Raw genomic sequence first — 26,029 nt, forward strand, 5'->3', positions numbered from 1 at the left:
CGAGTCCGTACATGGCATGAAATCTTTGGGAGACGCGGATGGATTTCAGCTATCTGACGACGCTGCCTCACGCGGTGCGCCATTTCGCGCGCCTGCGGCCGGAGGCGGTGGCGTATTCGTTCGAAGGCCGGCAGACCACGTACGCCGGGTTCGAGCGCTACACCGACCGCGTGGCGCAGGGCTTGCTGGCCGAAGGCGTGCGCGCGGGCGATCGCATCGGCTATATCGGCAAGAACAGCGACCACTATTTCGAACTGCTGCTGGGTGCGGCCAAGACCGGCGCGGTGATGGCGCCGGCCAGCTGGCGCCTCGCGCCGCCCGAGGTGGAGTTCATCCTCGCGCATAGCGATGCGGTGGTGCTGTTTGTCGGCGCCGAGTCGGCGGCGATGGCGCGCAACCTGCTGCCGGCGCTGCCGCTGGTGCGCAAGGTGGTGGTGATGGAGCCGTGCGACGGCCAGGGCGACTGGCCCTGCTACACCGACTGGCGCGACGCGCATCCGGCCACGCCGCCGGCGCATGAGCCGGCCGCGCACGACGTGGTGCTGCAGCTGTACACGTCAGGCACCACCGGCCGGCCCAAGGGCGCGATGCTGACGCACCGCAACCTGACCATCGGCACCGAGGTCAGCGAGCGCGAACACCTGGCCTGGTCGCATTGGGTGGCCGACGATATTTCGCTGGTGGCGATGCCGGTGGCGCATATCGGCGGCTCTGGCTGGGGCCTGCGCAACCTGCTGTCCGGCGCCAAGGGCGTGGTCGCGCGCGAGTTCGATCCGCGCGCGGTGCTCGACTTCATCGAGAAGGAACGCGTCAGCAAGCTGTTCCTGGTGCCGGCCGCGATGCAGATCGTGCTGCGCGACCCGCGCGCGCGCCAGGTCGACTATTCGCGCCTGAAGTACCTGCTGTACGGCGCCGCGCCGATTCCTGCGGCGCTGCTGCGCGAAGGCATCGAAGTATTCGGCTGCGGTTTCGTGCAGCAGTACGGCATGACCGAGACCACCGGCACCATCGTCGCGCTGCCGCCCGAGGACCACACCACCGACGAGGTGCCGCGCATGCGCGCAGCGGGCAAGGCGCTGCCGGGGGTCGAGCTGAAGGTGGTGGATTACGAAGGGCGCCAGCTGGCACCGGGCGAGGTCGGCGAAGTGGTGGTGCGCTCGCAGCACAACATGGCCGGCTACTGGAAGCAGCCCGAAGAGACCGCGCGCACCATCGATGCCGACGGCTGGCTGCGCACCGGCGACGCCGGCTACATGGATGCCGAGGGCTACCTGTACATCCACGACCGCGTCAAGGACATGATCATCAGCGGCGGCGAGAACGTCTATCCGGCCGAGGTCGAAAGCGCCATCTACGGCCATCCGCAAGTGGCGGACGTGGCCGTGATCGGCGTGCCGGACGAGAAGTGGGGCGAGGCGGTCAAGGCCATGGTCGTGCTCAAGCCGGGGCAGGCGGCGGACCGCGATGCCATCCTCGCCTGGACGCGCCAGCGCGTGGCCGGTTTCAAGGTGCCGAAGAGCATCGAGTTCGTCGATGCGCTGCCGCGCAACCCGTCAGGCAAGCTGCTGCGCCGCAAGCTGCGCGAGCCTTTCTGGGAAGGCATGAACCGGCAGGTGAACTGAAGCCAGCCCCGCACGACAAAAGCCCGTCGCGACCCGGCGGGCTTTTGCTTGTGGCGGGCCCGGAGGCCTATTCCTTCTTGATCACGCTGACCTTGCCGTCGGCTTCCAGGTAGAGCGCCTTGACGCCTTCGATCGAATCGACGCCATGCTGGCGGTACTTGGCCTCGAGTTCCTCGTCGGTGATGTTCTCGCGCCGCATGTTCTCGTGCAGCTTGACGCCGTCGCGCACCAGCAGCACCTTCCTGGCTTCGGCAAAGCGCTGGAAGCCCGGGTATTTGTAGGCGAGGAAGTCGATTAGCCGGTTCCAGACGATCAGCGTGATCACCAGCAGCACCGCGTCGGCCACGCCTTCGCCCTTGCCCGCCATGCCGTTCTGCGCCGCGTCGGCGACGATCACGATCAGCAGCAGGTCGGCGATGCCCATCGAGCCGATGTCGCGCCGCACCACGAAGCGGAACAGCAGGAACAGCGACCAGTACATCACCGTGCCGCGCACGATGGTTTCGAGCGGCGAGACGGTGAAGAAGAGCGCTTCGCGCCAGTCGATCGAAAAGTCCATGCCGGCAACGCTGCAACATTCTTGCCAGCCGCGCAAAGCACGGAGCGACCGCGCCGTGGCGCCGGCGCCGCTATATCGCAGGTATCGAATGGTAATTCTTACAGGCACGGACCGGCCACGCTGGCCGTGCCTGCGAACCATGGTCAGTCGGCCTGGATGCCGAACTCCTTCACGACCTTGGTATAGCGCGAGGTATCGCTGGCGATCAGCCTGGACAGAACGGCCGGTTCGCCGCCGGAAGGCGTGACCGCGATGGTGGCCATGCGCGACACCACGTCGGGCATCTTCAGGATCTCGTTGACGTGCGCGTTGAGCGTGCGCACCACCTCGGCCGGCATGTTCTTCGGCCCCAGCAGCGCCTGCCAGGCGCCGATCTCGACATCCTTGTAGCCCAGCTCGGCCAGCGTGGGCACGTTGGGCGCGAACGGCGAGCGCTTCTGGTCTGCCACCGCCAGCGGCACCAGGCTGCCGTTGCCGACGTACTGCGAGATCGCGCCGTAGGTGATGTAGGTGACCGGCACCTGGCCGCCGATCACGTCGACGATGGCGGGCGCCAGGCCACGGTACGGCACCTGGCTGATCTTGATGCCGGCCGACTTGTTGAACAGCTCGCCCATGATGTGCATCGGCGAGCCGTTGCCGGGGGTGGCATAGGTCTCGACCTTGCCGGCCTTGGCGCGCGCCACCAGATCGCTGACCTTGGTGATGCCAGTGCCCTTGTTGACCACCACGAACAGCGACTGCGTGCCGATCTGGCTGATCGGCGTGAAGTCCTGCTGCACGTCGTAGCTGGCGCCGGTGCCGGCGCGCAGCACCAGCGGCGCGATCGCGACGGTGTTGGGCGCCAGCAGCAGCGTGTGGCCGTCCGGGTTGGCGCGCGCCACGTAGGCGCTGCCGATGGTGCCGGCGGCGCCGGTGCGGTTTTCCACCACCACGGATTGCTTCAGGCGCGGAGCCAGTTTCTCTGCCAGCATGCGTGCCAGCACGTCGACGTCGCCGCCGGCGGGGTAGGCGACGACGATGGTGACGGGTTTGCTCGGGTACGAACCCTGGGCCAGCGCGCCGCCGGCGCCCAGCAGGGCGGCGGGAGCGAGCGTGGCGGCGGCCAGCGTGGCCAGGAGGTGGCGTCGTGCGGACTTCATGATCTTCAGACCTCGGTAAAACCGGGCACCGGCCCGGGGGCGGTGCCGCGTTGCGTGGAACCGGCGCGCGTCGGCGGCTCGGATGGATAGTGCGGACTTAGAAGATGTGCTTGATGCCGAGCATCGAGCCCCACTGGTTCTCGCCCGGGCGCGGGGCGGAACCGGGCGAGCCGCCGCTGACCGACATCGCCAGCTGGCCGTCGTTGTTGATAAAGCCCGCGGTGGCATAGACCGAGGTGCGCTTGCTGAAACTGTAGGTCGCGCGCAGCGCGTACAGCATGGCCTGGTTGTCGCTGCCGTGGTAGTTCAGGAAGTACACCTGCCCGGCCAGGTTGACCGCTGGCGTGAGGTCGTGCGAGACGCCGGCGTAGTACAGGTCGCTGACCGGCGTCGGGCTGCCCTCGTTGTCGCGGCGGATCCAGCCGGCGCCGAGCTTGGTGTTCTTCAGCAGCATGTAGCCGCCCAGCGACAGGCGGTCGTCGGTCAGGTTGCTGCTGGTGAGGCCGCCGAACGCCCCGGGACCGCCGCGCTGCGAGTCATAGGCCGCGATCACGCCCCAGCGTTTGCTGTCGTAGCCGATCATGGCCGACCATTCGCGGCATGCCTTCTTGTCGGCCGGGTTCTCGCCGGCGCAGTTGGTGCCGGCGGGGCTGGGACCGGCGTTGACCGCGTCGCGCCCGAAGCTGTAGGTGGCGCCGACCACGATGCCGTTGAAGTTGGCCTTGTACGCGACCGCGTTGTCGGCGCGCGTATTGGGCAGGTAACTGTCGAGCGAGCCCGAGCCGTAGACGTTGGGCCCGAGGATGTCGCTGTCGAGGATGGCCCAGAACAGCATGGTGTACTGGCGGCCGAACGACAGCTGGCCGTACGGGTTGCTCAGGCCGACCAGCGCCTGGCGCCCGAACAGGCGGCCGCCCTGGTTGGCGCTGCCGGTGTCGGGCGAGAAACCGGATTCCAGCACGAACAGGCCCTTGAGCCCGCCGCCCAGGTCTTCCGTGCCGCGGATGCCCCAGCGCGACGGCACCGTGGCGGTGTTGTTGGGCATGCGCACCAGGCCGTCGCCGTTGGCGCCGACATTGCTCACGTACTCGACGCCACTGTCGATCACGCCGTACAGCGTGACCGACGATGACGACGATTGCGCCCAGGCCAGCAGGGGGGAGGCCGCAAGCAGCGCCGCGGCGGTTCGTGCAAGTTTCATCTACCGGTTTCCTTCCGTTTTCCGTCTTGTGGTGTCTTGGTCTTGTGCTCCCGTACCCCCTGCGAATGGCGGCACTGGATGTCGTCTCGGTCTCTTTTGTGTTTTATATATGAAACGTCAAACAACATAAGAAACGTTGAGCAAAATATAGCCGCGACTTTCGGGAAGATGTGAGGAGGGTTATCCCTAAAGCAGCCGGCCTGGATGACCGGGGCTGGCGTGGCGACGCCGTTTTTCGGTATGCCTATCGTTAACCCTGATCCCGTCGGCACTACAGCAGCGCCTATCCTTCATGTGTTTTATTTGCAAATTATCGTCTTATATATGGAACAAAATCAGCATCAAACGCCTCCCGAACCGGACCGTGGCTTGCTGGAGGCCTTGGACAGCGGGTTTGCCCAGCGCATGGCGCACGTCGATGGCGAGCGCGTGGCCTATCGCTGCGGCGGCGGATCAGGGCCGGTGGTGATGCTGCTGCACGGCATCAGCTCCGGGGCGGCGTCGTGGTTGCCATGCGCCAGCCTGCTGGCCGCGCATGCGCGCGTGATCGCCTGGGACGCACCGGGCTACGGCGATTCGTCGCCGCTGGCGCAGGCGCGGCCGCTGGCCGCGGACTACGCGCGGCGGCTCGAAGGCCTGCTGGAGACCCTGGGCGTGCAGCCGGCGCTGGTGGTCGGGCATTCGCTGGGCGCGCTGATGGCGGCCGCCTATGCCGCCACCGCGCGCCTGCTGCCGGCGCGCCTGCTGCTGCTGAGCGTGGCGCAAGGCTACGGCGCGGCCGGCAAGGAGTCGCAGGCCAGCGCGGTGGCAAGCCAGCGACTGGAGGCGCTGGCGTCGCTGGGCGTCGAAGGGCTGGCCGAGCGCGGCCCGGCGCGGCTGCTCAGCGAAGCGGCCGATGGGGGCGCGCAGGCCTGGGTGCGCTGGAACATGCGGCGGCTGAACCCGGAGGGCTACCGCCAGGCGGTGGCGATGCTGTGCGGCGACAACATCGACGCCTACCTGGCGCGCCGCCCCGAACGCCTGCCGACGCAGATCGCCTGCGGCGGCCGCGACGTCGTCACCACGCCGCCTGCCTGCGCAGCGCTGGCTGAGCGCTTCGGCCTGCCGTTCTCGCTGATCCCGGATGCCGGGCATGCCTGCTATATCGACCAGGCCGCCGCCACGGCGCGGCTGATCCGTTCGGCGCTGCCGGGCGGCCACTGATTCCCGTGGCGGCGTCCTGCCGCCGCGGTCTCCGCATCCATGGCGCCTCGCTTGCGCAGCAGCGCCGGGCAATCGGCCCGGTCGCGGGTTAACCCCAGTCAATTTTTACGCCGTCGTTGTCTATAGTCGTACCTGTGTTCAATATCTAAACCGGTGTTTCATTAGTAAAACGTGGTCGGCAACCGGAAGACGGCCAGCCACACACGCGGAACACGGTCCCCCTGCTGCAAGACATGGAGCCAAGCGCAATGGAAAGCCTCTCGTACAACCCGAACCTGGTGCCCTGGGAGCGTCCGGCGCCGAACAACGTGGCGGGCAAGGGCCATATCGAGCGCCCCGGCAAGGTCGCCAACATCGTCTGGCAGACCCGCGCCGCGGCACCGAGCGCGTACGAGAACGCGCTGGGCGACGCCCTCGAGGCCGCCTTCGAAGGCGGTGCGCAGAACCCGCAGGACATCGTGCGCGCATTCAACGCCGCCGGCTTCCTCACCGTCGACAGCCAGCCCTGGACCGAAGAGCGCTTCCTGTCGGAAATGCGCCGCCTGGGCGCCTGAACGCCTAAGCCACCAGCCGTCCCAGCACAGCGCCTTAGCGAGAACCACATGGAATCGAACAAGCAAGCCCGCGCCGAAGCCCGCCTCAACACCGGCCTGCGCAACTACTGGTACCCGGTCGCCGCCTCGTGGGCGGTGACGCATGCCCCGATCGGCATCACGCGCCTGAGCCAGAACATCGTGCTGTGGCGCGACGGCGCCGGAAAGGTGCATGCGCTGGAAGACCGCTGCCCGCACCGCGGCGCGCGGCTGTCGATGGGCTGGAACCTGGGCGACCGCGTCGCCTGCTGGTACCACGGCGTCGAAGTCGGCGGCGATGGCCAGGTCAAGAGCGTGCCGGCGGTGGAAAGCTGCCCGCTTGAAGGGCGCACCTGCGTGCGCAGCTACCCGGTGCAGGAAAAGGCCGGCGCGATCTTCCTCTGGTTCGGCGAGCAGGCACCGCAGGGCGAGGGCAGTCCCGACGAACTGCGCCTGCCGGAGGAACTGGCCAGCGACGAGCACAGCCACTTCCTGTGCGTGGCGCACTGGGACTGCAACTACCGCTACGCCATCGACAACGTCATGGACCCGATGCACGGCGCCTACCTGCATGCGGTGTCGCACTCGATGGCGGCCGGCGAGAAGTCCGCGGTGATGCAGATCCGCGAGACCGAGCACGGCCTGGTATTCGAGAAGACCGGCCAGCGCGGCGTCAACTTCGACTGGGTCGAGTTCGGCGAGACCGGCACGCTGTGGCTGCGCCTGGCGATCCCGTACCGCGCCAAGGTCGGCCCCGGTGGCCCGTTCGGCATCGTCGGCATGGCCACGCCGGTGGATGAAGACCACTGCATGGTGTTCTTCTGGCGCACCCGCCACGTGCAGGGCTGGGAGCGCGACGTGTGGCGCTTCCTGTATCGCAACCGCCTGGAGCAGCTGCACTGGGACGTGCTGGAGCAGGACCGCGTGGTGCTGGAAATGATGGCGCCGAATGCGCGCGAGCACGAGATGCTGTACCAGCACGATGCCGGCATCACGCGCGTGCGCCGGCTGCTCAAGCGCCGCGCCGAGCAGGAAGTCGCCGACGAGCCGGTGGCCATGCTCAAGCCTGCCGGAGCCGCCAGCCATGCCTGAAGCCATCAAGCACAACACGCTGCTGGCGGGCCGCAAGGTGCTGGTCACCGGCGCCGCGCGCGGCCTGGGCCTGGCCTTCGCTACCTCGCTGGCCGAAGCCGGCGCCAGCGTGGCGATGGCCGACATCCTGGCCGAGCGCCTGCAGCAGGAAGCCGATGCGCTGCGCGCCCGCGGCCTGAAGGTGGTGCCGGTCACGCTCGACCTGTCGGACCCCGCCTCGGTGCAGGCCTGCGCCGACGCGGCGGTGAAGGCGCTGGGCGGCCTCGACGGCCTGGTCAACAACGCCGCCGTGACCGACTCGGGCGGCCGCGATGCCGGCGCCATCGATATCGCCACCTGGGACCGCGTGATGAACGTCAACGTGCGCGGCACCTGGCTGATGACCACCGCCTGCCTGCCGGCGCTGCGCGCCAGCGGCCGTGGCGCGGTGGTCAACCTGGCGTCGGACACGCCGCTGTGGGGCGCGCCCAACCTGCTCGCCTACGTGGCCAGCAAGAGCGCCATCATCGGCATGACCCGCTCGCTGGCGCGCGAACTGGGCCAGGACCAGATCACGGTGAACGCCGTGGCGCCGGGCCTGACCTTGGTGGAAGCCACCGAATACGTGCCCCAGCATCGCCACGACCTGTACCGCGAGCAGCGCGCGATCCCGCGCGAGCAGCTGCCCGACGATGTCTGCGGCGCGGTGCTGTTCGCGCTGTCCGACCTCGCCCGTTTCGTGACCGGCCAGACCCTGGCGGTCAACGGCGGCTTTGTCATGCATTGATCCACCGATCCACCGATAGCCACATCCAAGCACAAGGAATCCAAATGAGCGATCTTTCCCAACAGCAAAACATCAAGCGTTCCTGGGACCAGCCGGAGGGCGCCTCGTTCGACCAGTGGATGGAAAGCCGCGTTGCGCGCTTCTCCACGCGCAAGTACGACTGGGACGCGCTGAAGTTCCAGGCCGACCACGACCCCAAGTACCGCCGCGCGCAGATGCGCTACCTGGGCACCGGCGGCACCGGCGTGGCCGCCGACACCAATACCGTGCCGTCGGAGCATTTCACGTTTTCCACTATGATCATCCCGGCCGGCCATGAGGGCCCGTCGCACCTGCACACCGACGTGGAGGAGGTGTTCTTCATCCTGCGCGGCAAGATCAAGCTGATCCTGGAAAAGGACGGCGAGCGCTTCGAGACCATCCTGACCGACCGCGACCTGGTCTCGGTGCCGCCGGGCGTATATCGCGAGGAAATCAATATCGGCGAGGAAGACGCGCTGATGTGCGTGATGCTCGGCGCCAAGAAGCCGATCACGCCGACCTACCCGCCCGAGCACCCGCTGACGAAGATCAAGCGCTGATGCGCCATCGGCCCGTCCGCACGCACTGACCATGAACACCAACGCCATCCCGACCACGCCAGCCGCCAACGAGACCCCGGACAAGTACATCGTCCCGGGCCTGGAGCGCGGGCTGCGCCTGCTCGGCGAGTTCAGCAGCAAGGACCGCAGCATGTCGGCCGCGGAACTGGCGCGCCGCCTGAAGGTGCCGCGCTCCACGGTGTTCCGCCTGCTGGCCACGCTGGAAATGCTGGGCTTCGTCGAGCGCGCCGATGGCGGCCGCGATTTCCGGCTGGGCATGGCGGTGCTGCGGCTCGGCTTCGAATACCTGGCGTCGCTGGAGCTGACCGAGCTGGGCCGCCCGCTGCTGGAGCGGCTGCGCGACGAGATCGGCTATCCGACCAACCTGGTGGTGCGCGACGGGCGTTCGATCGTCTACGTGGCCAAGGCGGTATCGCCGCGGCCCTTCGCCAGCTCGGTCAACGTCGGCACGCGTCTGCCCGCGCACGCCACCGTGCTGGGGCGCGTGCTGCTGGAAGACCTGTCGCTGGCGGAGCTGCGCGCGCTGTATCCGGAGGCGCAGCTCGAAGTGTTCTCCGACAGCACGCCGCGCACGGCCGATGCACTGTTTGCCATCGTCCAGCGCGACCGCGAGCGCGGCTACGTGCTGCAGGAAGGCTTTTTCGAATCGAGCATCTCGACCATCGCGGCGCCGGTGCGCGACCGCACCGGCAAGGTGGTGGCGGCGCTGGGCGCGACCATCCCCGCGGCGCATATCGATCCGGACCAGCTGGACGCGATGGTGGAGAAAGTCAGGGAGAGCGCGGGCGAGCTGTCGCGCCTGCTCGACTACCGGCCGTCGCTGCACAGCGCCGGCAAGGTCGTGAATCTGTATCGGGAGTGAGGACAATGTCCATGATTGATCTCGGCGGCAAGGTTGCTGTCGTTACCGGCGGGTCCTCCGGCATCGGGCTGGCGACCGTCGAGCTGCTGCTCGAAGCGGGCGCCGCGGTCGCCCTGTGCGGCCGCGACGAGGCCCGCCTGCGCAGCGCCGAAGCGCAGCTGCGCGAGAAATTCCCCGGCTGCCGGCTCCATGCCGCCACCTGCGACGTGCTCAGGCCGGAACAGGTCGCCGCCTTTGCCGCCGACGTGCAGCAGAAGCTGGGCAACGTCGACATGCTGGTCAACAACGCCGGCCAGGGCCGCGTGTCCACCTTCGCCAATACCGAGGACGCGGCCTGGATGGACGAGCTGCAGCTCAAGTTCTTCTCGGTGATCCACCCGACGCGCGCGTTCCTGCCGCAGCTGGAGCAGTCGGGGCAGGGTGCCATCGTCTGCGTCAACTCGCTGCTGGCGCAGCAGCCCGAGCCGCACATGGTGGCAACCTCCGCCGCACGCGCCGGCGTGCTCAACCTGGTGCGCTCGATGGCGACCGAGTTCGCGCCCAGGGGCGTGCGCGTCAACGGCATCCTGATCGGGCTGGTCGAATCGGGCCAGTGGCGCCGCCGCTTCGACGCGCGCCCCGAAGAGGATCGCCACCTGGACTGGGCCGCGTGGACCGCGCGCCTGGCCCGGCAGAAACATATTCCCCTTGGCCGCCTGGGCCTGCCCGTCGAGGCAGCCCGCGCCATCCTGTTCCTTGCCTCGCCGTTGTCTTCGTACACCACGGGCAGCCATATCGATATCTCCGGAGGACACTCCCGTCATGCCTAATCAACAACCGTACGAACAGCAGCAGGTCACCGTCGGCTGCGCCATCACGGCGTTTCTCGAGCAGTGCGGGGTCAAGGCCGCGTTCGGCGTGATCTCGATCCACAACATGCCGATCCTCGACGCCATGGGCGAGCGCGGCAAGATCCGCTTCGTGCCGGCGCGCGGCGAAGCCGGCGGCACCAATATGGCCGACGCCTGTGCCCGCACCACCGGCGGCCTGGGCGTGTGCCTGACCAGCACCGGCACCGCCGCCGGCAACGCCGCCGGCGCCATGGTCGAAGCGCTGACCGCCGGCACGCCGATGCTGCATATCACCGGCCAGATCGAGACCCCGTACCTGGATCAGAGCCTGGCCTACATCCACGAAGCGCCGGACCAGCTCACCATGCTGAAGGCGGTGTCGAAGGCCGCCTTCCGCATCCGCAGCGCCGACACCGCGCTCAGCACCATCAAGCTGGCGGTGCAGACCGCGCTGACGGCGCCGACCGGCCCGGTCAGCGTGGAGATCCCGATCGACATCCAGGCCGCGCTGATCGACCTGCCGGCCGACCTGCAGCCGCTGCCGGTGCCGCAGCACGTGCCGTCCGCGCATGCGCTGGACGCGCTGGCCGAGCGCCTGGTCAAGGCGAAGCGCCCGCTGCTGTGGCTGGGCGGCGGCGCGCGCCATGCCAGCAAGCAGGTGCAGCGCCTGCTGGACCTGGGCTTCGGCGTGGTCACCAGCACCCAGGGCCGCGGCATCGTGCCCGAGGACGATCCGCGCTCGCTGGGCGCGTTCAACCTGCACAAGCCGGTCGAGGCCTTCTACCAGACCTGCGACGCAATGCTGGTGGTGGGCTCGCGCCTGCGCGGCAATGAAACCCTGAAGTACGAGCTGAAGCTGCCGCGCCCGCTGCTGCGCATCGACGCCGATCCCGCCGCCGAAGGCCGCTGCTACATGAGCGACTACTTTGTCAGCGGCGACGCTGCGCTGGCGCTGGATGCGCTGGCGGATCGACTCGAAAAGCGCATGCAGATCGACCCGGCCTTCGCCGCCGACCTGCGCCGCGCGCACGACACCGCGGTCAACAGCCTGGTCGATGGCCTGGGCCCGTACTCGGCGCTGGTGCAGGCGCTGCAGGACGCGGTCGGCCGCAACTTCAACTGGGTGCGCGACGTGACCGTGTCGAACAGCACCTGGGGCAACCGCCAGCTGCGTATCTTCGACTCCCGCGCCGGCGTGCATGCGCTGGGCGGCGGCATCGGCCAGGGCCTGGCGATGGGCATCGGCGCCGCGATCGGCGCCGCGGCCGCCGGCTCGGGCAAGAAGACCTACACGCTGGCCGGCGACGGCGGCTTCATCCTGAACCTGGGCGAACTCGCCACCGCGGTGCAGGAACGCGCCGACATGGTGATCGTGCTGATGAACGACAAGGGCTACGGCGTGATCAAGAACATCCAGGATGCGCAGTACGGCGGCCGCCGCCACTATGTGGACCTGCATACGCCGGATTACGCCACGCTGGCGAAGTCGCTGTCGCTGCGCCACGCGCGTGTCAGCAACCTGGCCGAGGTCGGCGCCGCGCTCGCGGCGGCCCAGTCCGAGTCCGGCCCGTTCCTGCTGGAAATCGACATGCTGTCGATCGGTTCCTTCAAGACCATCTTCGCCGGCCCGCCGGTGAACAAGGACAACGAAGAGCCGGCGCGCGACCAAACCACTGTCACCGCCTGAAGGAGACCGGAGATGCTGCATGTGTCCATGGTTGGCTGCGGCGCGATCGGCCGCGGCGTGATGGAATTGCTCAAGAGCGATCCGGACGTGGTGTTTGACGTGGTGATCGTGCCGGAGCACACGATGGACGAGGCCCGCGGCGCGGTCTCCGCGCTGGCGCCGCGCGCCCGCGTTGCCACGCAACTGGACGACCAGCGGCCCGACCTGCTGGTCGAGTGCGCCGGCCACCATGCGCTGGAAGAGCACATCGTGCCGGCGCTGGAGCGTGGCATCCCCTGCATGGTGGTGTCGGTGGGCGCGCTGTCCGAGCCCGGCATGGCCGAGCGCCTGGAAGCCGCGGCGCGCCGCGGCGGCACGCAGGTGCAGCTGCTGTCCGGCGCGATCGGCGCCATCGACGCGCTGGCCGCGGCGCGTGTCGGCGGGCTCGACGAGGTCATCTACACCGGCCGCAAGCCCGCGCGCGCATGGACCGGCACGCCGGCCGAGCAGCTGTTCGACCTGGAGGCGCTGACCGAGACCACGGTGATCTTCGAAGGCACCGCGCGCGATGCCGCGCGCCTGTACCCGAAGAACGCCAACGTCGCCGCCACGGTGTCGTTGGCCGGCCTCGGGCTCGACCGCACCGCGGTGAAGCTGCTGGCCGATCCGCATGCGGTGGAGAACGTGCACCACGTCGAAGCGCGTGGGGCGTTCGGCGGGTTTGAGCTGACCATGCGCGGCAAGCCGCTGGCGGCGAATCCGAAGACTTCCGCGCTCACGGTGTTCAGCGTGGTGCGCGCGCTGGGCAACCGGGCGCATGCAGTATCGATCTGACGCGGTAGCCCACGCGGCCACGCTCCAATGACTTAGCAGGCAACGACATGAACCCACAAGAAGTCCTCCCCATCTGCATCGCCGGCGAGTGGCGCCTCGGCACGGGCGACCGCTACGGCACGCGCTACCCGGCGACCGGCGAGGTCGTCGCGGAACTGAATGCCGCCAGCCTCGCCGATGTCGAAGAGGCCGTGCAGGGTGCCCATCGCGCGTTCATTACCAGCGGTTGGGCCCAGCGCAAGCCGCACGAGCGCGCCGCCGTGCTGTACCGTGTGGCGGAGCTGATCCGCGCCAAGGGCGAGCAGCTGGCCCAGCGCCAGCGCCTCGACAACGGCAAGCCCATCAGCGAAACCCGGGCACTGGTCGCCAGCGCCGCCGGCACCTTCCAGTTCTTTGCCGCCGCCTGCGAAACGCTGGAAGAAACCATCACGCCGCAGCGCGGCGACTGCCTGACCATGAGCGTCTACGAGCCGATGGGCGTGGTCGCGGCGATCACGCCGTGGAACTCGCCGATCGCCAGCGAGGCGCAGAAGATGGCGCCCGCGCTCGCCGCCGGCAATGCCGTGGTGGTCAAGCCCGCCGAAGTCACGCCGCTGATGGCGCTGGAACTGGCGCGCATCTGCGAGGAGGCCGGCGTGCCCCGGGGGCTGATCAGCGTGCTGCCGGGCAAGGGCTCGGTGATCGGCGACGCCATCACCAAGCATCCGCTGGTGCGGCGTGTGTCGTTCACCGGCGGCACCACCACCGGCAAGCACATCGCGCATATCGCCGCCGACAAGATGATGCCGGTGTCGCTGGAGCTGGGCGGCAAGTCGCCGACCATGGTGTTCGACGATGCCGACCTCGACCATGCCGTCAACGGCGTGCTGTACGGCATCTTCAGCTCGTCGGGCGAATCGTGCATCGCCGGCTCGCGCCTGTTCGTCGCGCGTTCGCAGTACGAGGCCTTCATCGACCGCCTTGCGCACGGCGCCGCGCAGCTGCGCGTGGGCGACCCGGCCGACGAGCGCACCCAGATGGGCCCGCTGATCACCGACCGCCACCGCGATTCGATCGAGTCGTATGTCGCCGCCGGCGTGGACGAAGGCGGCCAGCTGCGCACCGGCGGCGTGCGCCCCGACGTGGCCGGCCTGCCCAACGGATATTTCTACACGCCGACCATCATTGAAGGCCTGGATAACCACGCCCGCATCTGCCAGGAAGAAATCTTCGGCCCGGTGCTGGTGGCGATCCCCTTCGACGACGAGGACGACCTGATCGCGCAGGCCAACGATAGCGTCTATGCGCTCGCCGCCGGCATCTGGACGCGCGACTACAAGCGCGCCTGGCGCGTGGCCCGTGCGGTGCAGGCAGGCAATGTGTGGATCAACACCTACAAGCAGTTCTCGATCTCGACGCCGTTCGGCGGCTGGCGCGACAGCGGCCTGGGCCGCGAGAAGGGACGGCTCGGCATCCTGCAGTACATGGAGCAGAAAAGCGTGTACTGGGGCCTGAACGAACAACCGCTGCCGTGGGCCAACCACTGAACCCGGCAGGCTGGAGAGAAACAATGATCAAGGTATTGGGAATCGACGAGATCGTCTACGGCGCGGATGACTTCGACGCCTGCCGCGGTTTCTTCACCGACTGGGGCCTGGCCATCAAGCGCGATGACGCGCAGGGCCTGGATTTCGAAACGCTGAATGGCTGCCGCGTGCTGGTGCGCCGCATCGACGATCCGTCGCTGCCGCCCGCGATCGAGGCCGGCCCGACGCTGCGCGAAGTGGTGTGGGGCGTCGAATCGCAGGCATCGCTCGACCACCTCGCCGAAGCGATCGCCGCGGCGCCGGGCTTCGTGAAGCAGGGCGAAGGCGACACGCTGCGCCTCGGCTGCACCGATCCGAACGGCCTCGCGGTGCGCTTCCAGGTCACGCGCAAGCATGAGGTGCAGGTCGAATGCGCGCTGATGAACACGTGGAACGACAAGCCGCGCATGAACCAGCGCAGTCCGATCTACGACCACGCCACGCCGATCGAAGTGGGCCATGTGGTGTTCTTCGTCAAGGACGTCAAAGCCACCGAGCGGTTCTATGTCGAGAAGTTCGGCTTCGTGCCGTCGGACCGCTACCCGGACCGCGGCGCGTTCCTGCGCTGCACCGCGGACGGTGGCCACCACGACCTGTTCCTGCTGCAGCTGCCGGAACCGAAGAGCGGCCTGAACCATGTTGCCTTCACCGTGCGCGACATCCATGAAGTGTTCGGCGGCGGCATGCACGTGTCGCGCAAGGGCTGGGACACGCAGCTCGGCCCCGGCCGGCACCCGATTTCGTCTGCCTACTTCTGGTACTTCAAGAACCCGGCCGGCGGCCTGATCGAGTACTACGCTGACGAAGACCAGCTCGACGAGCACTGGGAGCCGCGCGCCTTCGAGCCGGGCCCGACCATGTTCGCCGAATGGGCGATCGAGGGCGGCATCGACGGCAACACCCGCCGCCAGAAGGACGCGGGCGGCCCGGCAGGCAAGTTCCTGACCGAGAAGCGGTAAGCAGCAGCGCAACAGAAGGAAGCAGCAATGAGTGCCCACCAGTCCCTGACCCTGCGGGTCCAGGCCATGCGCTACGAAGCGCGCGGCGTGGTCAGCATCGAACTGCAAGACCCCGAAGGGAAGCCCCTGCCCGAGTACAGCCCGGGTGCCCATATCGACCTGCACCTGGGCAACGGCCTGGTGCGCAGCTACTCGCTGTGCGGCGCGCCCGAGACGCGCAACCGCTACACCGTGGGCGTGCTGCTGGATCGCGGCAGCCGCGGCGGCTCGCGCTACGTGCACGAGCAGCTGCGCGTGGGCGCCACGCTGACCGTGGGCGCGCCGCGCAACAACTTCGAGCTCGACCAGAGCGCCGCTCACACGGTGCTGGTGGCCGGCGGCATCGGCGTCACGCCGATCGTCTGCATGGCGCGCCGGCTGGCCGAGCTGGGCCGCTCGTTCACGCTGATCTACTGCGCGCGTTCGCGCGCCGAGGCGGCGTTCGTCGAACCGCTGTCGGCCTACGGCGACGCGGTGCGCTTCCACTTCGACGATGAAGCGGGCGCGCCGCCGGACCTGAAGGCAATGCTGGGCGGCCAGGACGGACAGACGCACTTCTACTGCTGCGGCCCGGGCCCGATGTTGAACGCGTTCGAGGCCGCATGCGAAGCGCATGCCTACCCCAACGTCCATATCGAGCGCTTCGCCGCCGACCCGTCGACCGAAGCGGTGCAGGAAGGCGAGTACGTGGTGCAGCTGTCGCGCACCGGCAGCCTGGTCAAGGTGCCGTCGGGCAAGTCGCTGCTGGACGCGCTGCTCGACTCAGGCGTGGAGGTCGAATACAGCTGCCGCGAAGGCGTATGCGGCTCGTGCGAGACCGCCGTGCTGGAAGGCTGCCCCGACCACCGCGACAGCGTGCTGAGCAACAGCGAGCGCGCCAGCAACAAGACCATGATGGTGTGCGTGTCGGGGTGCAAGGGCAGCAAGCTGGTACTGGATTTGTAGTTCGCGAGCGCTCGATCCGCGCGTGTTTGCTCCCCTCTCCCGTGTGCGGGAGAGGGGCGGGGGAGAGGGCCAGCGCCGGCAGAAGCCAGCGCCATGCAGAGTCCCGGCTTCCTCATCCAGGGCCATCGGCAAGCCAGGCATCTGCCGCCTGCAAGCGCCTGCCCTCTCCCCCAACCCCTCTCCCGCAAGCGGGAGAGGGGAGCCATTCGAAAGACCCAACCCAAAAAATACCGTGCTAACCCAGAGACAAGACGCAGCGTCCCCCGGCGCACCGGTGGCCGCCACCGCAGGTATCGTGACCACGGCCGACAGCGCCGGCCGGAGCGCCGCCAGCGCCCGCACCGGCCCGCTCACGCGCGGCAATATCGTCGCCCGCATCGAGCGCATGCCCGGCAACGCCATGCATGTGCGGGCCCGGCTGCTGATCGGCCTGGCCACCTTCTTCGATGGCTTCGACGTGATCGCCATCGCCGCCACGCTGCCGCTGCTGATCGCGCAGTGGTCGCTCACGCCCGGGCAGATCGGGGTCCTGATCGCGGCGCCGTCGGTCGGCCAGCTGGTCGGGGCACTGCTGTTCCCGGGGCTGGCGGAGCGCTTCGGGCGCTTGCGCTCGATCGGCTGGAGCGCGGGCATCATCGGCCTGATGAGCATTGCTTGCGGCTTCGCGCCGTCGTTCGAGATTTTCCTGCTCCTGCGCATCGTGCAGGGCCTGGGCCTCGGCGGCGAGCTGCCGGTCGCCGCGACCTATATCAACGAAGTCACGCGCGCGCACGGCCGCGGGCGCTTCGTGCTGCTGTACGAGGTGGTGTTCCCGATCGGCCTGATGGTGTCGAACGGCGTCGGCGCCTGGCTGGTGCCGCACTATGGCTGGGAGGTGATGTACTTCATTGGCGGCGTGCCGCTGGTGCTGTTCTTTATCCTGAGGCGCGTGATTCCCGAATCGCCGCGCTGGCTGGCCGAGAAGGGGCGCCTGGAAGAAGCCGACGCCGCGCTGCGCGCGTTCGAGGCGCGCGCCAGGGATCCGCTGCCGCCGCCGCAGAACGCCGGCGCCTACGAACACATGGTCCACCACCCGCGCCGGCGCGTGCGCGACCTGGTCAGCAAGGCCTATCTCGGCCGCACGCTGGCGGTGTGGATGCTGTGGGCCACCTGCGGCTTTATCCAGTACGGGCTGTCGACCTGGCTGCCCACGGTCTATAAGACCGTCTATCACGCGCCGCTGCAGCTGGCGCTGAACCTGGCCGCGGCGGCATCGGTGCTGGGGGTGGTGGGGTCGCTGGTCTGCGCCATGATCGTCGACAAGGTCGGGCGCAAGCCGGTGATCAATGTGTCGTTCCTGCTGTGTGCGCTGTCGCTGGTGCTGGCGGGGGTGTTCCACGCCTCCAGCGTGTACGTTGTCGCCACCTTCTGCGCGCTGGCGATGGGCTTCCTCGCCAGCGGCTTCATTACTGCCTACGTCTACACGCCGGAGCTGTATCCGACCAGCGTGCGGGCCATGGGCTGCGGCCTCGGCGGAGCCTGGCTGAAGCTGGCGGCGATCTTCGCCCCGGGTCTGATCGCCAGCACCATCGGCAGCGGCGACCTGAGCATTGCGTTCTTCGCGCTGTCGGTGGTGCCGGCGCTGGCCGCCATCACCGTGCATTGCCTTGGCATCGAGACCAAGGGGCGGGTGCTGGAAGAGCTGGAGGTCTGAGCGGGCACGTGCCCATGCTGCTTCCGTCAGGAGCGCATGGGCGCTGCGGCTTGTGACACCCCGGTCAACGCTGTCAGTGCCGCAGCAGCGGGCATTTCGACTTCGCCGCCGGCATGAAGGCCTGCTCGCCGGGCACCGTCGCCACCACCTTGTAGTAGTCCCATGGGTACTTCGATTCGGCCGGCGTCTTAACCTCGAACAGGTACATGTCGTGGATCATGCGGCCGTCCTCGCGGATGCGGCCGTTCTTCGCGAAGAAGTCGTTGATCGGCATCGCTTTCATCTGCTTCATCACCGCCGCGGTCTCGTCGGTGCCCGCCGCCTGCACCGCCTTCAGGTAGTGCATTACCGACGAATACGCGCCGGCCTGGCTCATGTTGGGCATCTTCTTCAGTTTTTCGAAATAGCGTCGCGACCACGCGCGGGTGGCGTCGTTCATGTCCCAGTAGAAGCCTTCGGTCAGCAGCAGGCCGGCCGTGGTCTTCAGGCCGAGGGCGTGGATGTCGTTGACGTACAGCAGCAGGCCTGCCATGCGCTGGGCGTGGTTGCGCGTGAGGCCGAACTCCGATGCCGCCTTGATCGCGTTGATGGCGTCGCCGCCGGCGTTGGCCAGCCCGACGATCTGCGCCTTGCTGGCCTGCGCCTGCAGCAGGTACGAGGCAAAGTCACTGGCGCCGATCGGGTGGCGCGCGGCCCCCACCACCTTGCCGCCGGTTTCGTTGATGACCGCGGTGGCGGAGTCCTGCAGCGTGTGCCCGAAGGCGTAGTCGGCGGTCAGGAAGAACCAGCTCTTGCCGCCGCGCTGCACCGTCGCGCGCGCAGTGGTGTTGGCAAGCGCGTAGGTGTCGTAGGCGTAGTGCACCGACACCGGCGTGCACAGGTCGTTGGTGATGCGCTCGGTGCCCGGCCCCGAGAACACCACGATGCGGTTTTTCTGCTTCGCCACTTCCAGCACCGCCAGCGCCGGCGCCGACGCGGCCACGTCGAGGATGGCGTCGACATTGCCGGTGTCGTACCACTCGCGCGCCTTGTTGGCGGCGATATCGGCCTTGTTCTGGTGATCGACCACTAGCAGCTCGATTTTCTTGCCGAGCACCTTGCCGCCGAAATCGTCGATGGCCATCTGCGCCGCGGTGGCGCTGCCGCGGCCGGTGACGTCGGCGTACAGGCCGCTCATGTCGAGCAGCATGCCGAGCTTGACCACGTCATCGGAAATCGCGGCCCTGGGCTGGGCCTGCGCGGTGCCGCAGGCCAGCGCCGCGGCAAGCGCGAGGACGCCGGCGGTCCGGCGTCGGATCGAATGGCAAAGCGTCATGGTGTCTCCTCCCGTGGGTAGTGATTTCTCGTTCCGCTCAGCTCGTAGCGATCGGCGTCGCGGCCAGGTCGCGACGTTCGTCGCCCGGGTCCGGTTTTCCTTGCAGGAAGCCGGTAGCAGACGTTATAGGCGATCTGGCTGGTGCCGTCATGCCCGGGCGTGGAGAAGTCTTGCGGGAGGAAAACCGGCCGCGCTCGTCGCGGCCCCTTCTTCTTATGCCTGCGCGTGCAACAGCTTGCGCAGTCCCTGGTACACCGCCTCGCGCTCCTGCGGCGACAGCTGCCGGATCACCTCGGCCTGGCCGCGCCGCGCCAGCGGCATCACCTGGTCGTGCAGCGCGATGCCGGCTTCGGTGATGGCGCACAGCAGCTTCTTGCGCGGGGTATTGCCGGCGGAGGTCAGCTGCACCAGCCCGCGGTCTTCCAGCAGCCGCAGGGTGCGGCTGACCAGCGCCTTGTCCGACGTGGACTGGGTCACCAGTTCGGCAAACGGCAACGCGCGCGCATGGGCCAGCAGCGCCAGGATGCGCCATTCCGGCACGGTCAGGCCGAACTGCTCCGCATAGGGCTTGGTGACCGTGCTGCGCAGCGCGGTCACCAGCTGGCTCAGCATCGTGGTCAGGAAGTTGTCGACGGTCAGGCCGCTGCCGGCCTCGTCGAGATCGGTCCACGGGCTGGCGTTGGCGTTGGCGGCAGGGGCGGGCGCGGGCGTGCCATGGGCGGGCGCGGCATCACGGGACATGCGTTCCTCTTGGTCTGGTCTGCCGGCCAGGATGCGTGGCCGGTTAGCGGGGCAGATTGTCTCACAGGCGCTTGCCATTGCCGCCATCGAGTCTGGATCCCGTCAGCGCAAAAAAATCTTAAAGAGAAGCCAACCGTCAATTAGTGGTTAACGTAAGTTGAGTTGTCAAATAAGGCGGCCTACGATGATTGTGTTCCTTTATTGAACTAACGTTTCATTAATAAAACAACCGACGAGAGTTGTACCCACGCCACCCCTGTTTTCGCGATGTGCACAACCACTGACTCAAGCGTCGCGAATGCGCCCCCACAGGAGCTGTAGATGAGACAACAACGTTCCCGACGCGCCGCTGGCGCTGCTGCCGGCCTTGTCACCGCCGCCATGGCCGTGCTTGCGCTGAGCGCGGCCGGCGCGCAGGCTGCCGCCCCGTATCCGGCCAAGGCCGTGACCATGGTGGTGGCCTATCCGCCAGGCGGCGATACCGATGCCATGGCGCGGCTCTACGCCGACAAGCTGTCGGCCCGCCTGAAGCAGCCGGTCATCGTCGAGAACCGTCCCGGCGCCGGCGGCGTGGTGGGCGCCGCATTCGTCAGCCGCGCGCCGGCGGACGGCTACACGCTGTTGTACACGCCGAACCCGTTCACGCTGGCGCCAACGGTGCTGAAGCTGGCGCCGTCGGCCAGCTATGACCCGTTGCACGGCTTCACGCCGGTGATCCAGACCGCGGTGCAGGCGGTGCTGCTGGTGGCCAACCCGCAGGCGGGCGTGAAAAGCGTGGGCGAGATGGTGGCCGCGGCCAGGGCCGGCAAGGCGCTGACCTATGGCAGCCCGGGCGCGGGATCGCCGATGCATATCGCCGGCGAGATGCTGAACCGCGCCGCCGGCGTGAAGATCCAGCACGTGCCCTACAAGGGCGTGGCGCCCGCGGTCAACGACGTGGTGGCGGGGCACGTGCCGTTTGCCTACGTCACGCTGGGCCCGGTGGCGCAATACCTGAATACGGGCCGGCTGATCCCGCTGGCGATCACCGATGCGCGGCGCTCGCCGCTGCTGCCCAATGTGCCGACGCTCGCCGAGCTGGGCTACAAGGACGTGGTGGTCGGCGCGTGGCACGGCGTGATGGCGCCGAAAGGCACGCCGCCCGAGGTGGTCAGGACGCTGAACCAGCAGCTCAACGAGGTGCTGCGCCTGCCCGACGTGGCCGACAAGATGGCCACCTTCGGCGCCATCCCCGTCGGCGGCGCACCGGCCGCGCTGGAGAAGGTCAACGCGGCCGACTACGAGCGCCTGGGCAAGGTGATCCGCGAGCTGGCGATCACCGCGGAATAAACCGCACCGGCGCATCGCCTTCCAGCACCACGCCATCGGCAACGGAAACAACAACGACAGACAGGAGGCCGGCATGAGCAGGGCCATCGTGGGAACGTCCACGCCGCAGGTGACCGCGCGGGAAAAGGTCATGGGGCGCGCGCAGTATGCCGGCGACCTCAAGCTGCCCGGCATGCTGCACGCCAAGGTGCTGCGCAGCCCGCACCCGCACGCGCGCATCGTGCGCATCGACACCGCCGCAGCCAGGGCGCTGCCCGGGGTGAAGCTGGTGGTAACGGGGTACGACGTGCCCGCCCGCCACTGGGGGCCGCACCGCAAGGAGCAGCGCATCCTGGCCTGCGGCGTGGTGCGCCATGTCGGCGAGGAAGTGGCGGCGGTGGTGGCGGTCAGCGAGGAGATCGCGCGCGATGCGCTGGACCTGATCCAGGTCGAGTACGAGGCGCTGCCCGCGCTGCTGACGCCGGCCGCGGCGCTGGCCGCGGGCGCGCCGGAGATCCACGCCGGTACGGGCAATATCGGCCATGAAATGCGCATCGAGCGCGGCGACGTCGAGGCCGCCTTCGCGGCGTGCGCCGCGGTATACGAGGCGACCTACGACATGCACTCGCAGTACCCCGGCTACCTCGAGCCGATGGCGTCGGTCGCCGCGCAGGACGGCAACGGACGGCTTACGGTGTGGGCGTCGACGCAGTCGGTGTTCCTGGCGCGCGCGCGGCTGGCCGAGGCGCTGGACCGGCCGGTCTCGACCATCCGCGTGGTTCAGGCCACCACCGGCGGCGGCTTCGGCGCCAAGATCGTCGAGGAGAACAACAGCCTGATCTGCGCCTTCCTGGCGAGCCGGCTGGAGCGCCCGGTGCGGCTGGTCAACAACCGGCTGGAAGACTTCCAGGGCGCGCGCGCCAGCGTGCCGATGCGAGTCTGGCTGCGCCTGGGCGTTGACGCCGACGGCGTGATCCTGGCCAAGGACGTGCGCATCACGGCCGAGTGCGGCGCCTATTCCGGGCTGGCCGGCGATGTGATGCACGTCACCGCCATGCGCAGCGACAACATGCATCGCTTGCACAACGTGCGCTCGCACGCGGTGATGGCCTATACCAACAACCCGCCGCGCGGCGCCTTTCGCGGCTTCGGCGGCCAGCAGATGCAGTTTCCGCTGAACTGCCACCTGACGGTGCTGGCCGGCATGCTCGGCATCGACCCGATCGAAGTGCACAAGCGCAATGCCATCGGCGCCGGCGAGACCAGCGTGCATGGCTGGAAGATCAGCAGCACCGGCATGGCCGAATGCCTGGACATGACGCGCCGCGCCATCGGCTGGGACGACAAGCGCGCGGCGCCGCGCGGCACCGGCACGCGCCGGCGCGGCGTCGGCATTGCCGCGGCGATGCATGTCAGCGGCAACCGCACGCTGGGCAACTGGGACGGCTCGACCATCCTGCTCAAGATGAACGAGGACGGGCGCGTGATGCTGCAGACCAGCGAGTGCGACATGGGGCAGGGCGCCAACACCATGCTCAGCCAGATCTGCGCGCAGGAGCTGGGCATTCCGCTGTCGCACGTTACCGTAATGGCGCCGGATACCGATACCGCGCCGTTCTGCCTGGGCTCGCTGGCGTCGCGCGTGACCATCATCTCGGGCAACGCGGTGCTGCGCGCGGCGCGCGAGGCGCGGCAGAAGCTGCTGGCGCTGGCGGCGGAAAAGCTCGGCGTGGAGGCGCGGCAACTGGTGATCGCCGATGGCCGCATCGCGGTGCCGGATCAGCCCGACAAGTCGGCCACGCTGGCCGAGATCGCGCGGCTGCATATCTTCCGCCACGGCGGCGAGGGCATCCACGTGCGCGCCACTTACGACGCGCCCACGGTGATGCACGACGCCAACTACTACGGCAACGTCGCCCCCGCGCATTCGTTCGCGGCTCAGGCGGTGGAAGTGGAGGTCGATACCTGCACCGGCCAGGTCACCGTGATCGACAGCTTTGTCGCCGACGACTGTGGCAAGGCCATCAACCCGCTCGCGGTTCACGGCCAGACCCACGGCGCCACCGTGCAGGCGATCGGCTGGACCCTGTACGAGCATCTGCAATACGAGGACGGCCGCCTGATGAACGGCAACTTCGCCGACTACACCATGCCCACCGCCGACGCGGTGCCGATGCTGCGCACCGACGTGGTCGAATCGAACGACCCCAACGGCCCCTACGGCGCCAAGGGCGCCAGCGAGACCGCGATCCTGCCGGGCGCGGCGGCGATCGCCAATGCCGTGTTCGACGCGGTCGGCGTGCGCATCCAGTCGCTGCCGATCACGCCCGAGAAGGTGCTGGCAGGCCTGCGCGAACTCGACCAAAAGGAGGCCGCCCGTGCGTGACTTTGCTTTCCTGGAGCCGGCCACCGTGGCCGAGGCCAGCCACATGCTGGCCGACCTGGGCGACAGCTGCCGCCTCTTTGCCGGCGGCACCGCGCTGATGCTGGGCATGCGCCAGCGCATGCTGGCGCCCAGCCACCTGGTCTCGCTGGGCCGGCTCGATGCGCTGCGCGGCATCAGCTTCGATGCGCGCGAGGGCCTGCGCATCGGCGCGCTGACCCTGCATGCCGAGCTTGCGCGCTCGCCGCTGGTGCAGGCGCACTATCCAATGCTGGCCAGCATGGCCGCGCGCGTCGCCAATCCGCAGGTGCGCAACCAGGGCACCCTCGGCGGCAATCTCTGCTATGCCGACCCGGCCACCGATCCGCCCGGCTGCCTGATGGCGCTGGGCGCGCAGGTCGTGGTCCGTGGCCGCGACGGCGAGCGCGTGATCGACATCGAGGACTTCCTGGTCGACTACTACGTCACGGCGCTGGCGCCAGATGAAATCGTCACGCAGATCCGCGTGCCCGCGCCGGGTGCCGGCGCCGACGGCCACTATGCGCGCTTCCTGCGCACGGCCGCCGAGCACCGCCCGCTGGCCAGCGTGGCGCTGGCGGTGCGGCGCGAGGGCGCGTTCTGTATCGAGGCCCGCCTGGCGGTGGGCGCGTCGACGCCGGTGCCGTGCCGGCTGCGGCGCGCCGAGGCGCTGCTGGCGGGCCAGGCAGTGACGGCGGAGCTGGCCGCGCAAGCCGCGGCCATCGTCGCCGAGGACATCAATGCCGTGTCGGACGCGCGCGGGGCCGAGGGCTACCGCCGCGAAATGGTGCGCGTGGTCGCGCACCGCACCATTGCCGCCTTGTTCGGCGTGGCATCGGAGTAAGGAGCCTACCCATGAATCCAGTCAGCATCGAAGTCACCGTCAACGGTGAAGAACACCAGGTGCAGGTGCCGGCGCGGCGCCTGCTTGCCGACCTGCTGCGCGACGACCTGAACCTGACCGGCACCAAGCGCGGCTGCGAGACCGGCATCTGCGGCGCCTGCTCCGTACTGGTCGACGGCGAGGTGGTCAAGTCCTGCCTGTTGCTCGCGGTGCAGGCGCGCGGCCGTCATGTGATGACCGTGGAAGGCCTGGCCGCCGACGGCCAGCTGCATCCGCTGCAGCAAAGCTTCATGGAGCACGGCGGGCTGCAGTGCGGCTATTGCACGCCGGGCTTCCTGATGGCGGCGTGCGCGCTGCTCGCCAATAATCCCAATCCGACCGAAGAAGAAGTCCGCCATGGCCTGAACGGCAACCTGTGCCGTTGCACCGGTTATGTCGGCATCGTCGAATCGGTCCTGTCCGCCGCGGAGGCAATGCGTGGAAATTGAAAAGACCCTGGTCACCGCGGCGCCGCAGGCGCGCGTGTGGGAACTGCTGCTCGACCCCAACGTGATGGGCGCGTGCGTGCCCGGCATGGAATCGATCGAAGTGCTCAGCGAGGTCGAGTACGTCGCGCACATGGCGGTAAAGATCGCCTTCATCAACGCGCGCTTCCGGCTGCATACGAAGATCGTCGAGACCCGCGCGCCCCATTACCTGCGCACCGAGGGCAGCGGCGAGGACGCTTCGGTGGCCAGCTCGCTGCGCCAGTCGAGCGAATTGTTCCTGACGCCGCTGGACCATGGCGGCACGCAGCTGCGCATCAAGGTGCAGGTCGATGTGCTGGGGCGGCTGGGGACCTTCGGCCTGAGCGTGATGAAAACCAAGGCCGACCGCATGTGGGACGAGTTCGGCGCCAACCTGCTGGCGCGGCTGTCGCCGCAGGACGGGCAGGCTGTGCCCGAGCCGGCGCAGCAAGCGCCTGCGGCGCAGGCGACCGCCGTCGCGCCGCGTTCGGCCGCCAACGGCCACGCAGTGCTGCCGGCGCGCCCGTTGGCGCCGCAAGCCGCTCCGGCCGGGCTGTTGGCGCGCCTGTTCGGGCGCGGCGACGCCGCGCGCGGGCCGCATGCCGAGATCTGCATCGAGCTGCGCCGCCCCGACGAGACCATCGTGGTGCGCTGGCCGGCGGCGCATGGCGAGCAGTGCGCGGCGTGGCTGCACGACTACCTGCGCCCTGGCGCATAGCGGCGTCGGCGGCCTTGGCAGCGGGGACTGTCCGCAATACGGGT

The 26,029-nt window shown here is 68.6% G+C and carries 24 protein-coding genes; 19 read left to right on the forward strand and 5 right to left on the reverse strand.

Going from position 1 to position 26,029, the window contains the following annotated elements:
* Nucleotides 1-38: 38 nt before the first annotated feature.
* Entirely contained in the window at nucleotides 39-1,622 is a 1,584-nt protein-coding gene (locus tag MKD38_RS10740) for a fatty acid--CoA ligase (RefSeq protein WP_252676633.1), read from the forward strand.
* Nucleotides 1,623-1,689: 67 nt separating this feature from the next.
* On the opposite strand, the gene MKD38_RS10745 is transcribed toward MKD38_RS10740, so the two are convergent.
* The 3 genes from MKD38_RS10745 to MKD38_RS10755 all read right to left on the reverse strand — a co-directional run bounded on the left by MKD38_RS10745 (nucleotide 1,690) and on the right by MKD38_RS10755 (nucleotide 4,524).
* Nucleotides 1,690-2,181, reverse strand: a complete 492-nt coding sequence (locus MKD38_RS10745; protein WP_252676635.1) for a DUF421 domain-containing protein — start codon at nucleotides 2,179-2,181, stop codon at nucleotides 1,690-1,692.
* Between the two features lie 143 nt (nucleotides 2,182-2,324).
* Nucleotides 2,325-3,323, reverse strand: a complete 999-nt coding sequence (locus MKD38_RS10750; RefSeq protein ID WP_252676637.1) for a Bug family tripartite tricarboxylate transporter substrate binding protein — start codon at nucleotides 3,321-3,323, stop codon at nucleotides 2,325-2,327.
* A gap of 97 nt (nucleotides 3,324-3,420) precedes the next feature.
* Nucleotides 3,421-4,524, reverse strand: a complete 1,104-nt coding sequence (locus tag MKD38_RS10755) for a porin (protein ID WP_252676639.1) — start codon at nucleotides 4,522-4,524, stop codon at nucleotides 3,421-3,423.
* 324 nt (nucleotides 4,525-4,848) lie between these two features.
* On the opposite strand from MKD38_RS10755, the gene MKD38_RS10760 reads away from it, so the two are divergent.
* The 13 genes from MKD38_RS10760 to MKD38_RS10820 all read left to right on the forward strand — a co-directional run bounded on the left by MKD38_RS10760 (nucleotide 4,849) and on the right by MKD38_RS10820 (nucleotide 18,152).
* Nucleotides 4,849-5,727: an alpha/beta fold hydrolase gene (locus MKD38_RS10760; RefSeq protein ID WP_252676641.1), complete on the forward strand. Its 879-nt coding sequence runs from the start codon at nucleotides 4,849-4,851 to the stop codon at nucleotides 5,725-5,727.
* Between the two features lie 248 nt (nucleotides 5,728-5,975).
* Nucleotides 5,976-6,281: a recombinase-like helix-turn-helix domain-containing protein gene (locus tag MKD38_RS10765; protein ID WP_240071766.1), complete on the forward strand. Its 306-nt coding sequence runs from the start codon at nucleotides 5,976-5,978 to the stop codon at nucleotides 6,279-6,281.
* A 48-nt stretch (nucleotides 6,282-6,329) separates the two neighbouring features.
* Nucleotides 6,330-7,391, forward strand: coding sequence for an aromatic ring-hydroxylating dioxygenase subunit alpha (locus MKD38_RS10770; RefSeq protein WP_252676643.1), 1,062 nt, complete (start codon nucleotides 6,330-6,332; stop codon nucleotides 7,389-7,391).
* Nucleotides 7,384-8,157 (forward strand): SDR family oxidoreductase, encoded by a 774-nt coding sequence (locus MKD38_RS10775; RefSeq protein WP_252676644.1) that lies wholly within the window; start codon nucleotides 7,384-7,386, stop codon nucleotides 8,155-8,157. Before MKD38_RS10770 ends, MKD38_RS10775 begins: the two co-directional genes overlap by 8 nt.
* Before the next feature lie 44 nt (nucleotides 8,158-8,201).
* Nucleotides 8,202-8,738 (forward strand): cupin domain-containing protein, encoded by a 537-nt coding sequence (locus MKD38_RS10780; RefSeq protein WP_252676645.1) that lies wholly within the window; start codon nucleotides 8,202-8,204, stop codon nucleotides 8,736-8,738.
* Nucleotides 8,739-8,769: 31 nt separating this feature from the next.
* Nucleotides 8,770-9,621: an IclR family transcriptional regulator gene (locus MKD38_RS10785; protein ID WP_252676646.1), complete on the forward strand. Its 852-nt coding sequence runs from the start codon at nucleotides 8,770-8,772 to the stop codon at nucleotides 9,619-9,621.
* Between the two features lie 5 nt (nucleotides 9,622-9,626).
* Entirely contained in the window at nucleotides 9,627-10,430 is an 804-nt protein-coding gene (locus MKD38_RS10790; protein WP_252676647.1) for an SDR family oxidoreductase, read from the forward strand.
* The gene (locus MKD38_RS10795; protein WP_252676648.1) at nucleotides 10,423-12,138 is read left to right on the forward strand and encodes a thiamine pyrophosphate-binding protein; all 1,716 of its coding nucleotides are present in this window, start codon (nucleotides 10,423-10,425) and stop codon (nucleotides 12,136-12,138) included. Before MKD38_RS10790 ends, MKD38_RS10795 begins: the two co-directional genes overlap by 8 nt.
* A 12-nt stretch (nucleotides 12,139-12,150) precedes the next feature.
* On the forward strand, nucleotides 12,151-12,951 hold the full coding sequence (locus MKD38_RS10800; RefSeq protein ID WP_252676649.1) for an aspartate dehydrogenase: 801 nt from the start codon (nucleotides 12,151-12,153) through the stop codon (nucleotides 12,949-12,951).
* 47 nt (nucleotides 12,952-12,998) lie between these two features.
* On the forward strand, nucleotides 12,999-14,477 hold the full coding sequence (locus tag MKD38_RS10805; RefSeq protein ID WP_252676651.1) for an aldehyde dehydrogenase: 1,479 nt from the start codon (nucleotides 12,999-13,001) through the stop codon (nucleotides 14,475-14,477).
* 23 nt (nucleotides 14,478-14,500) lie between these two features.
* Nucleotides 14,501-15,475, forward strand: a complete 975-nt coding sequence (locus MKD38_RS10810) for a VOC family protein (RefSeq protein ID WP_252676653.1) — start codon at nucleotides 14,501-14,503, stop codon at nucleotides 15,473-15,475.
* A 27-nt stretch (nucleotides 15,476-15,502) separates the two neighbouring features.
* Nucleotides 15,503-16,459 (forward strand): PDR/VanB family oxidoreductase, encoded by a 957-nt coding sequence (locus tag MKD38_RS10815; protein WP_252676655.1) that lies wholly within the window; start codon nucleotides 15,503-15,505, stop codon nucleotides 16,457-16,459.
* Nucleotides 16,460-16,733: 274 nt separating this feature from the next.
* Nucleotides 16,734-18,152, forward strand: a complete 1,419-nt coding sequence (locus MKD38_RS10820; protein WP_252676656.1) for an MFS transporter — start codon at nucleotides 16,734-16,736, stop codon at nucleotides 18,150-18,152.
* Between the two features lie 73 nt (nucleotides 18,153-18,225).
* Here MKD38_RS10820 and MKD38_RS10825 read toward each other — a convergent pair whose 3' ends face one another.
* Entirely contained in the window at nucleotides 18,226-19,467 is a 1,242-nt protein-coding gene (locus MKD38_RS10825; RefSeq protein ID WP_252676658.1) for an ABC transporter substrate-binding protein, read from the reverse strand.
* A 213-nt stretch (nucleotides 19,468-19,680) separates the two neighbouring features.
* Nucleotides 19,681-20,208 (reverse strand): MarR family winged helix-turn-helix transcriptional regulator, encoded by a 528-nt coding sequence (locus MKD38_RS10830; RefSeq protein ID WP_252676660.1) that lies wholly within the window; start codon nucleotides 20,206-20,208, stop codon nucleotides 19,681-19,683.
* A gap of 321 nt (nucleotides 20,209-20,529) precedes the next feature.
* Between MKD38_RS10830 and MKD38_RS10835 the strand changes: the two genes are divergently transcribed.
* From MKD38_RS10835 to MKD38_RS10855, 5 genes are all read left to right on the forward strand, one after another.
* Nucleotides 20,530-21,537 carry a tripartite tricarboxylate transporter substrate binding protein gene (locus tag MKD38_RS10835; protein WP_371925674.1) on the forward strand — a complete coding sequence of 336 codons (1,008 nt, stop codon included), beginning with the start codon at nucleotides 20,530-20,532 and terminating at the stop codon, nucleotides 21,535-21,537.
* Nucleotides 21,538-21,610: 73 nt separating this feature from the next.
* A complete protein-coding gene (locus MKD38_RS10840; RefSeq protein WP_252676663.1) occupies nucleotides 21,611-23,902 on the forward strand; it encodes a xanthine dehydrogenase family protein molybdopterin-binding subunit in 2,292 nt (763 codons plus the stop codon).
* On the forward strand, nucleotides 23,895-24,761 hold the full coding sequence (locus tag MKD38_RS10845) for an FAD binding domain-containing protein (RefSeq protein WP_252676665.1): 867 nt from the start codon (nucleotides 23,895-23,897) through the stop codon (nucleotides 24,759-24,761). Before MKD38_RS10840 ends, MKD38_RS10845 begins: the two co-directional genes overlap by 8 nt.
* Before the next feature lie 11 nt (nucleotides 24,762-24,772).
* Nucleotides 24,773-25,249, forward strand: coding sequence for a (2Fe-2S)-binding protein (locus tag MKD38_RS10850; RefSeq protein ID WP_252676667.1), 477 nt, complete (start codon nucleotides 24,773-24,775; stop codon nucleotides 25,247-25,249).
* Complete coding sequence (locus MKD38_RS10855; RefSeq protein WP_252676669.1) at nucleotides 25,239-25,985, forward strand: SRPBCC family protein; 747 nt, start codon at nucleotides 25,239-25,241, stop codon at nucleotides 25,983-25,985. The genes MKD38_RS10850 and MKD38_RS10855 overlap by 11 nt, the downstream gene beginning before the upstream one ends.
* Nucleotides 25,986-26,029 lie beyond the last annotated feature (44 nt).

It is taken from the genome of Cupriavidus sp. WGlv3, from assembly GCF_023952475.1.
GTDB classification, from domain to species: Bacteria; Pseudomonadota; Gammaproteobacteria; order Burkholderiales; family Burkholderiaceae; genus Cupriavidus; species Cupriavidus phytorum.

Coding starts and splice junctions, on each gene's coding strand:
- MKD38_RS10740 (WP_252676633.1), top strand. CDS start 39: ATGGATTTCAGCTATCTGACGACGCTGCCTCACGCGGTGCGCCATTTC.
- MKD38_RS10745 (WP_252676635.1), bottom strand. CDS start 2,181: ATGGACTTTTCGATCGACTGGCGCGAAGCGCTCTTCTTCACCGTCTCG.
- MKD38_RS10750 (WP_252676637.1), bottom strand. CDS start 3,323: ATGAAGTCCGCACGACGCCACCTCCTGGCCACGCTGGCCGCCGCCACG.
- MKD38_RS10755 (WP_252676639.1), bottom strand. CDS start 4,524: ATGAAACTTGCACGAACCGCCGCGGCGCTGCTTGCGGCCTCCCCCCTG.
- MKD38_RS10760 (WP_252676641.1), top strand. CDS start 4,849: ATGGAACAAAATCAGCATCAAACGCCTCCCGAACCGGACCGTGGCTTG.
- MKD38_RS10765 (WP_240071766.1), top strand. CDS start 5,976: ATGGAAAGCCTCTCGTACAACCCGAACCTGGTGCCCTGGGAGCGTCCG.
- MKD38_RS10770 (WP_252676643.1), top strand. CDS start 6,330: ATGGAATCGAACAAGCAAGCCCGCGCCGAAGCCCGCCTCAACACCGGC.
- MKD38_RS10775 (WP_252676644.1), top strand. CDS start 7,384: ATGCCTGAAGCCATCAAGCACAACACGCTGCTGGCGGGCCGCAAGGTG.
- MKD38_RS10780 (WP_252676645.1), top strand. CDS start 8,202: ATGAGCGATCTTTCCCAACAGCAAAACATCAAGCGTTCCTGGGACCAG.
- MKD38_RS10785 (WP_252676646.1), top strand. CDS start 8,770: ATGAACACCAACGCCATCCCGACCACGCCAGCCGCCAACGAGACCCCG.
- MKD38_RS10790 (WP_252676647.1), top strand. CDS start 9,627: ATGTCCATGATTGATCTCGGCGGCAAGGTTGCTGTCGTTACCGGCGGG.
- MKD38_RS10795 (WP_252676648.1), top strand. CDS start 10,423: ATGCCTAATCAACAACCGTACGAACAGCAGCAGGTCACCGTCGGCTGC.
- MKD38_RS10800 (WP_252676649.1), top strand. CDS start 12,151: ATGCTGCATGTGTCCATGGTTGGCTGCGGCGCGATCGGCCGCGGCGTG.
- MKD38_RS10805 (WP_252676651.1), top strand. CDS start 12,999: ATGAACCCACAAGAAGTCCTCCCCATCTGCATCGCCGGCGAGTGGCGC.
- MKD38_RS10810 (WP_252676653.1), top strand. CDS start 14,501: ATGATCAAGGTATTGGGAATCGACGAGATCGTCTACGGCGCGGATGAC.
- MKD38_RS10815 (WP_252676655.1), top strand. CDS start 15,503: ATGAGTGCCCACCAGTCCCTGACCCTGCGGGTCCAGGCCATGCGCTAC.
- MKD38_RS10825 (WP_252676658.1), bottom strand. CDS start 19,467: ATGACGCTTTGCCATTCGATCCGACGCCGGACCGCCGGCGTCCTCGCG.
- MKD38_RS10830 (WP_252676660.1), bottom strand. CDS start 20,208: ATGTCCCGTGATGCCGCGCCCGCCCATGGCACGCCCGCGCCCGCCCCT.
- MKD38_RS10835 (WP_371925674.1), top strand. CDS start 20,530: ATGAGACAACAACGTTCCCGACGCGCCGCTGGCGCTGCTGCCGGCCTT.
- MKD38_RS10840 (WP_252676663.1), top strand. CDS start 21,611: ATGAGCAGGGCCATCGTGGGAACGTCCACGCCGCAGGTGACCGCGCGG.
- MKD38_RS10850 (WP_252676667.1), top strand. CDS start 24,773: ATGAATCCAGTCAGCATCGAAGTCACCGTCAACGGTGAAGAACACCAG.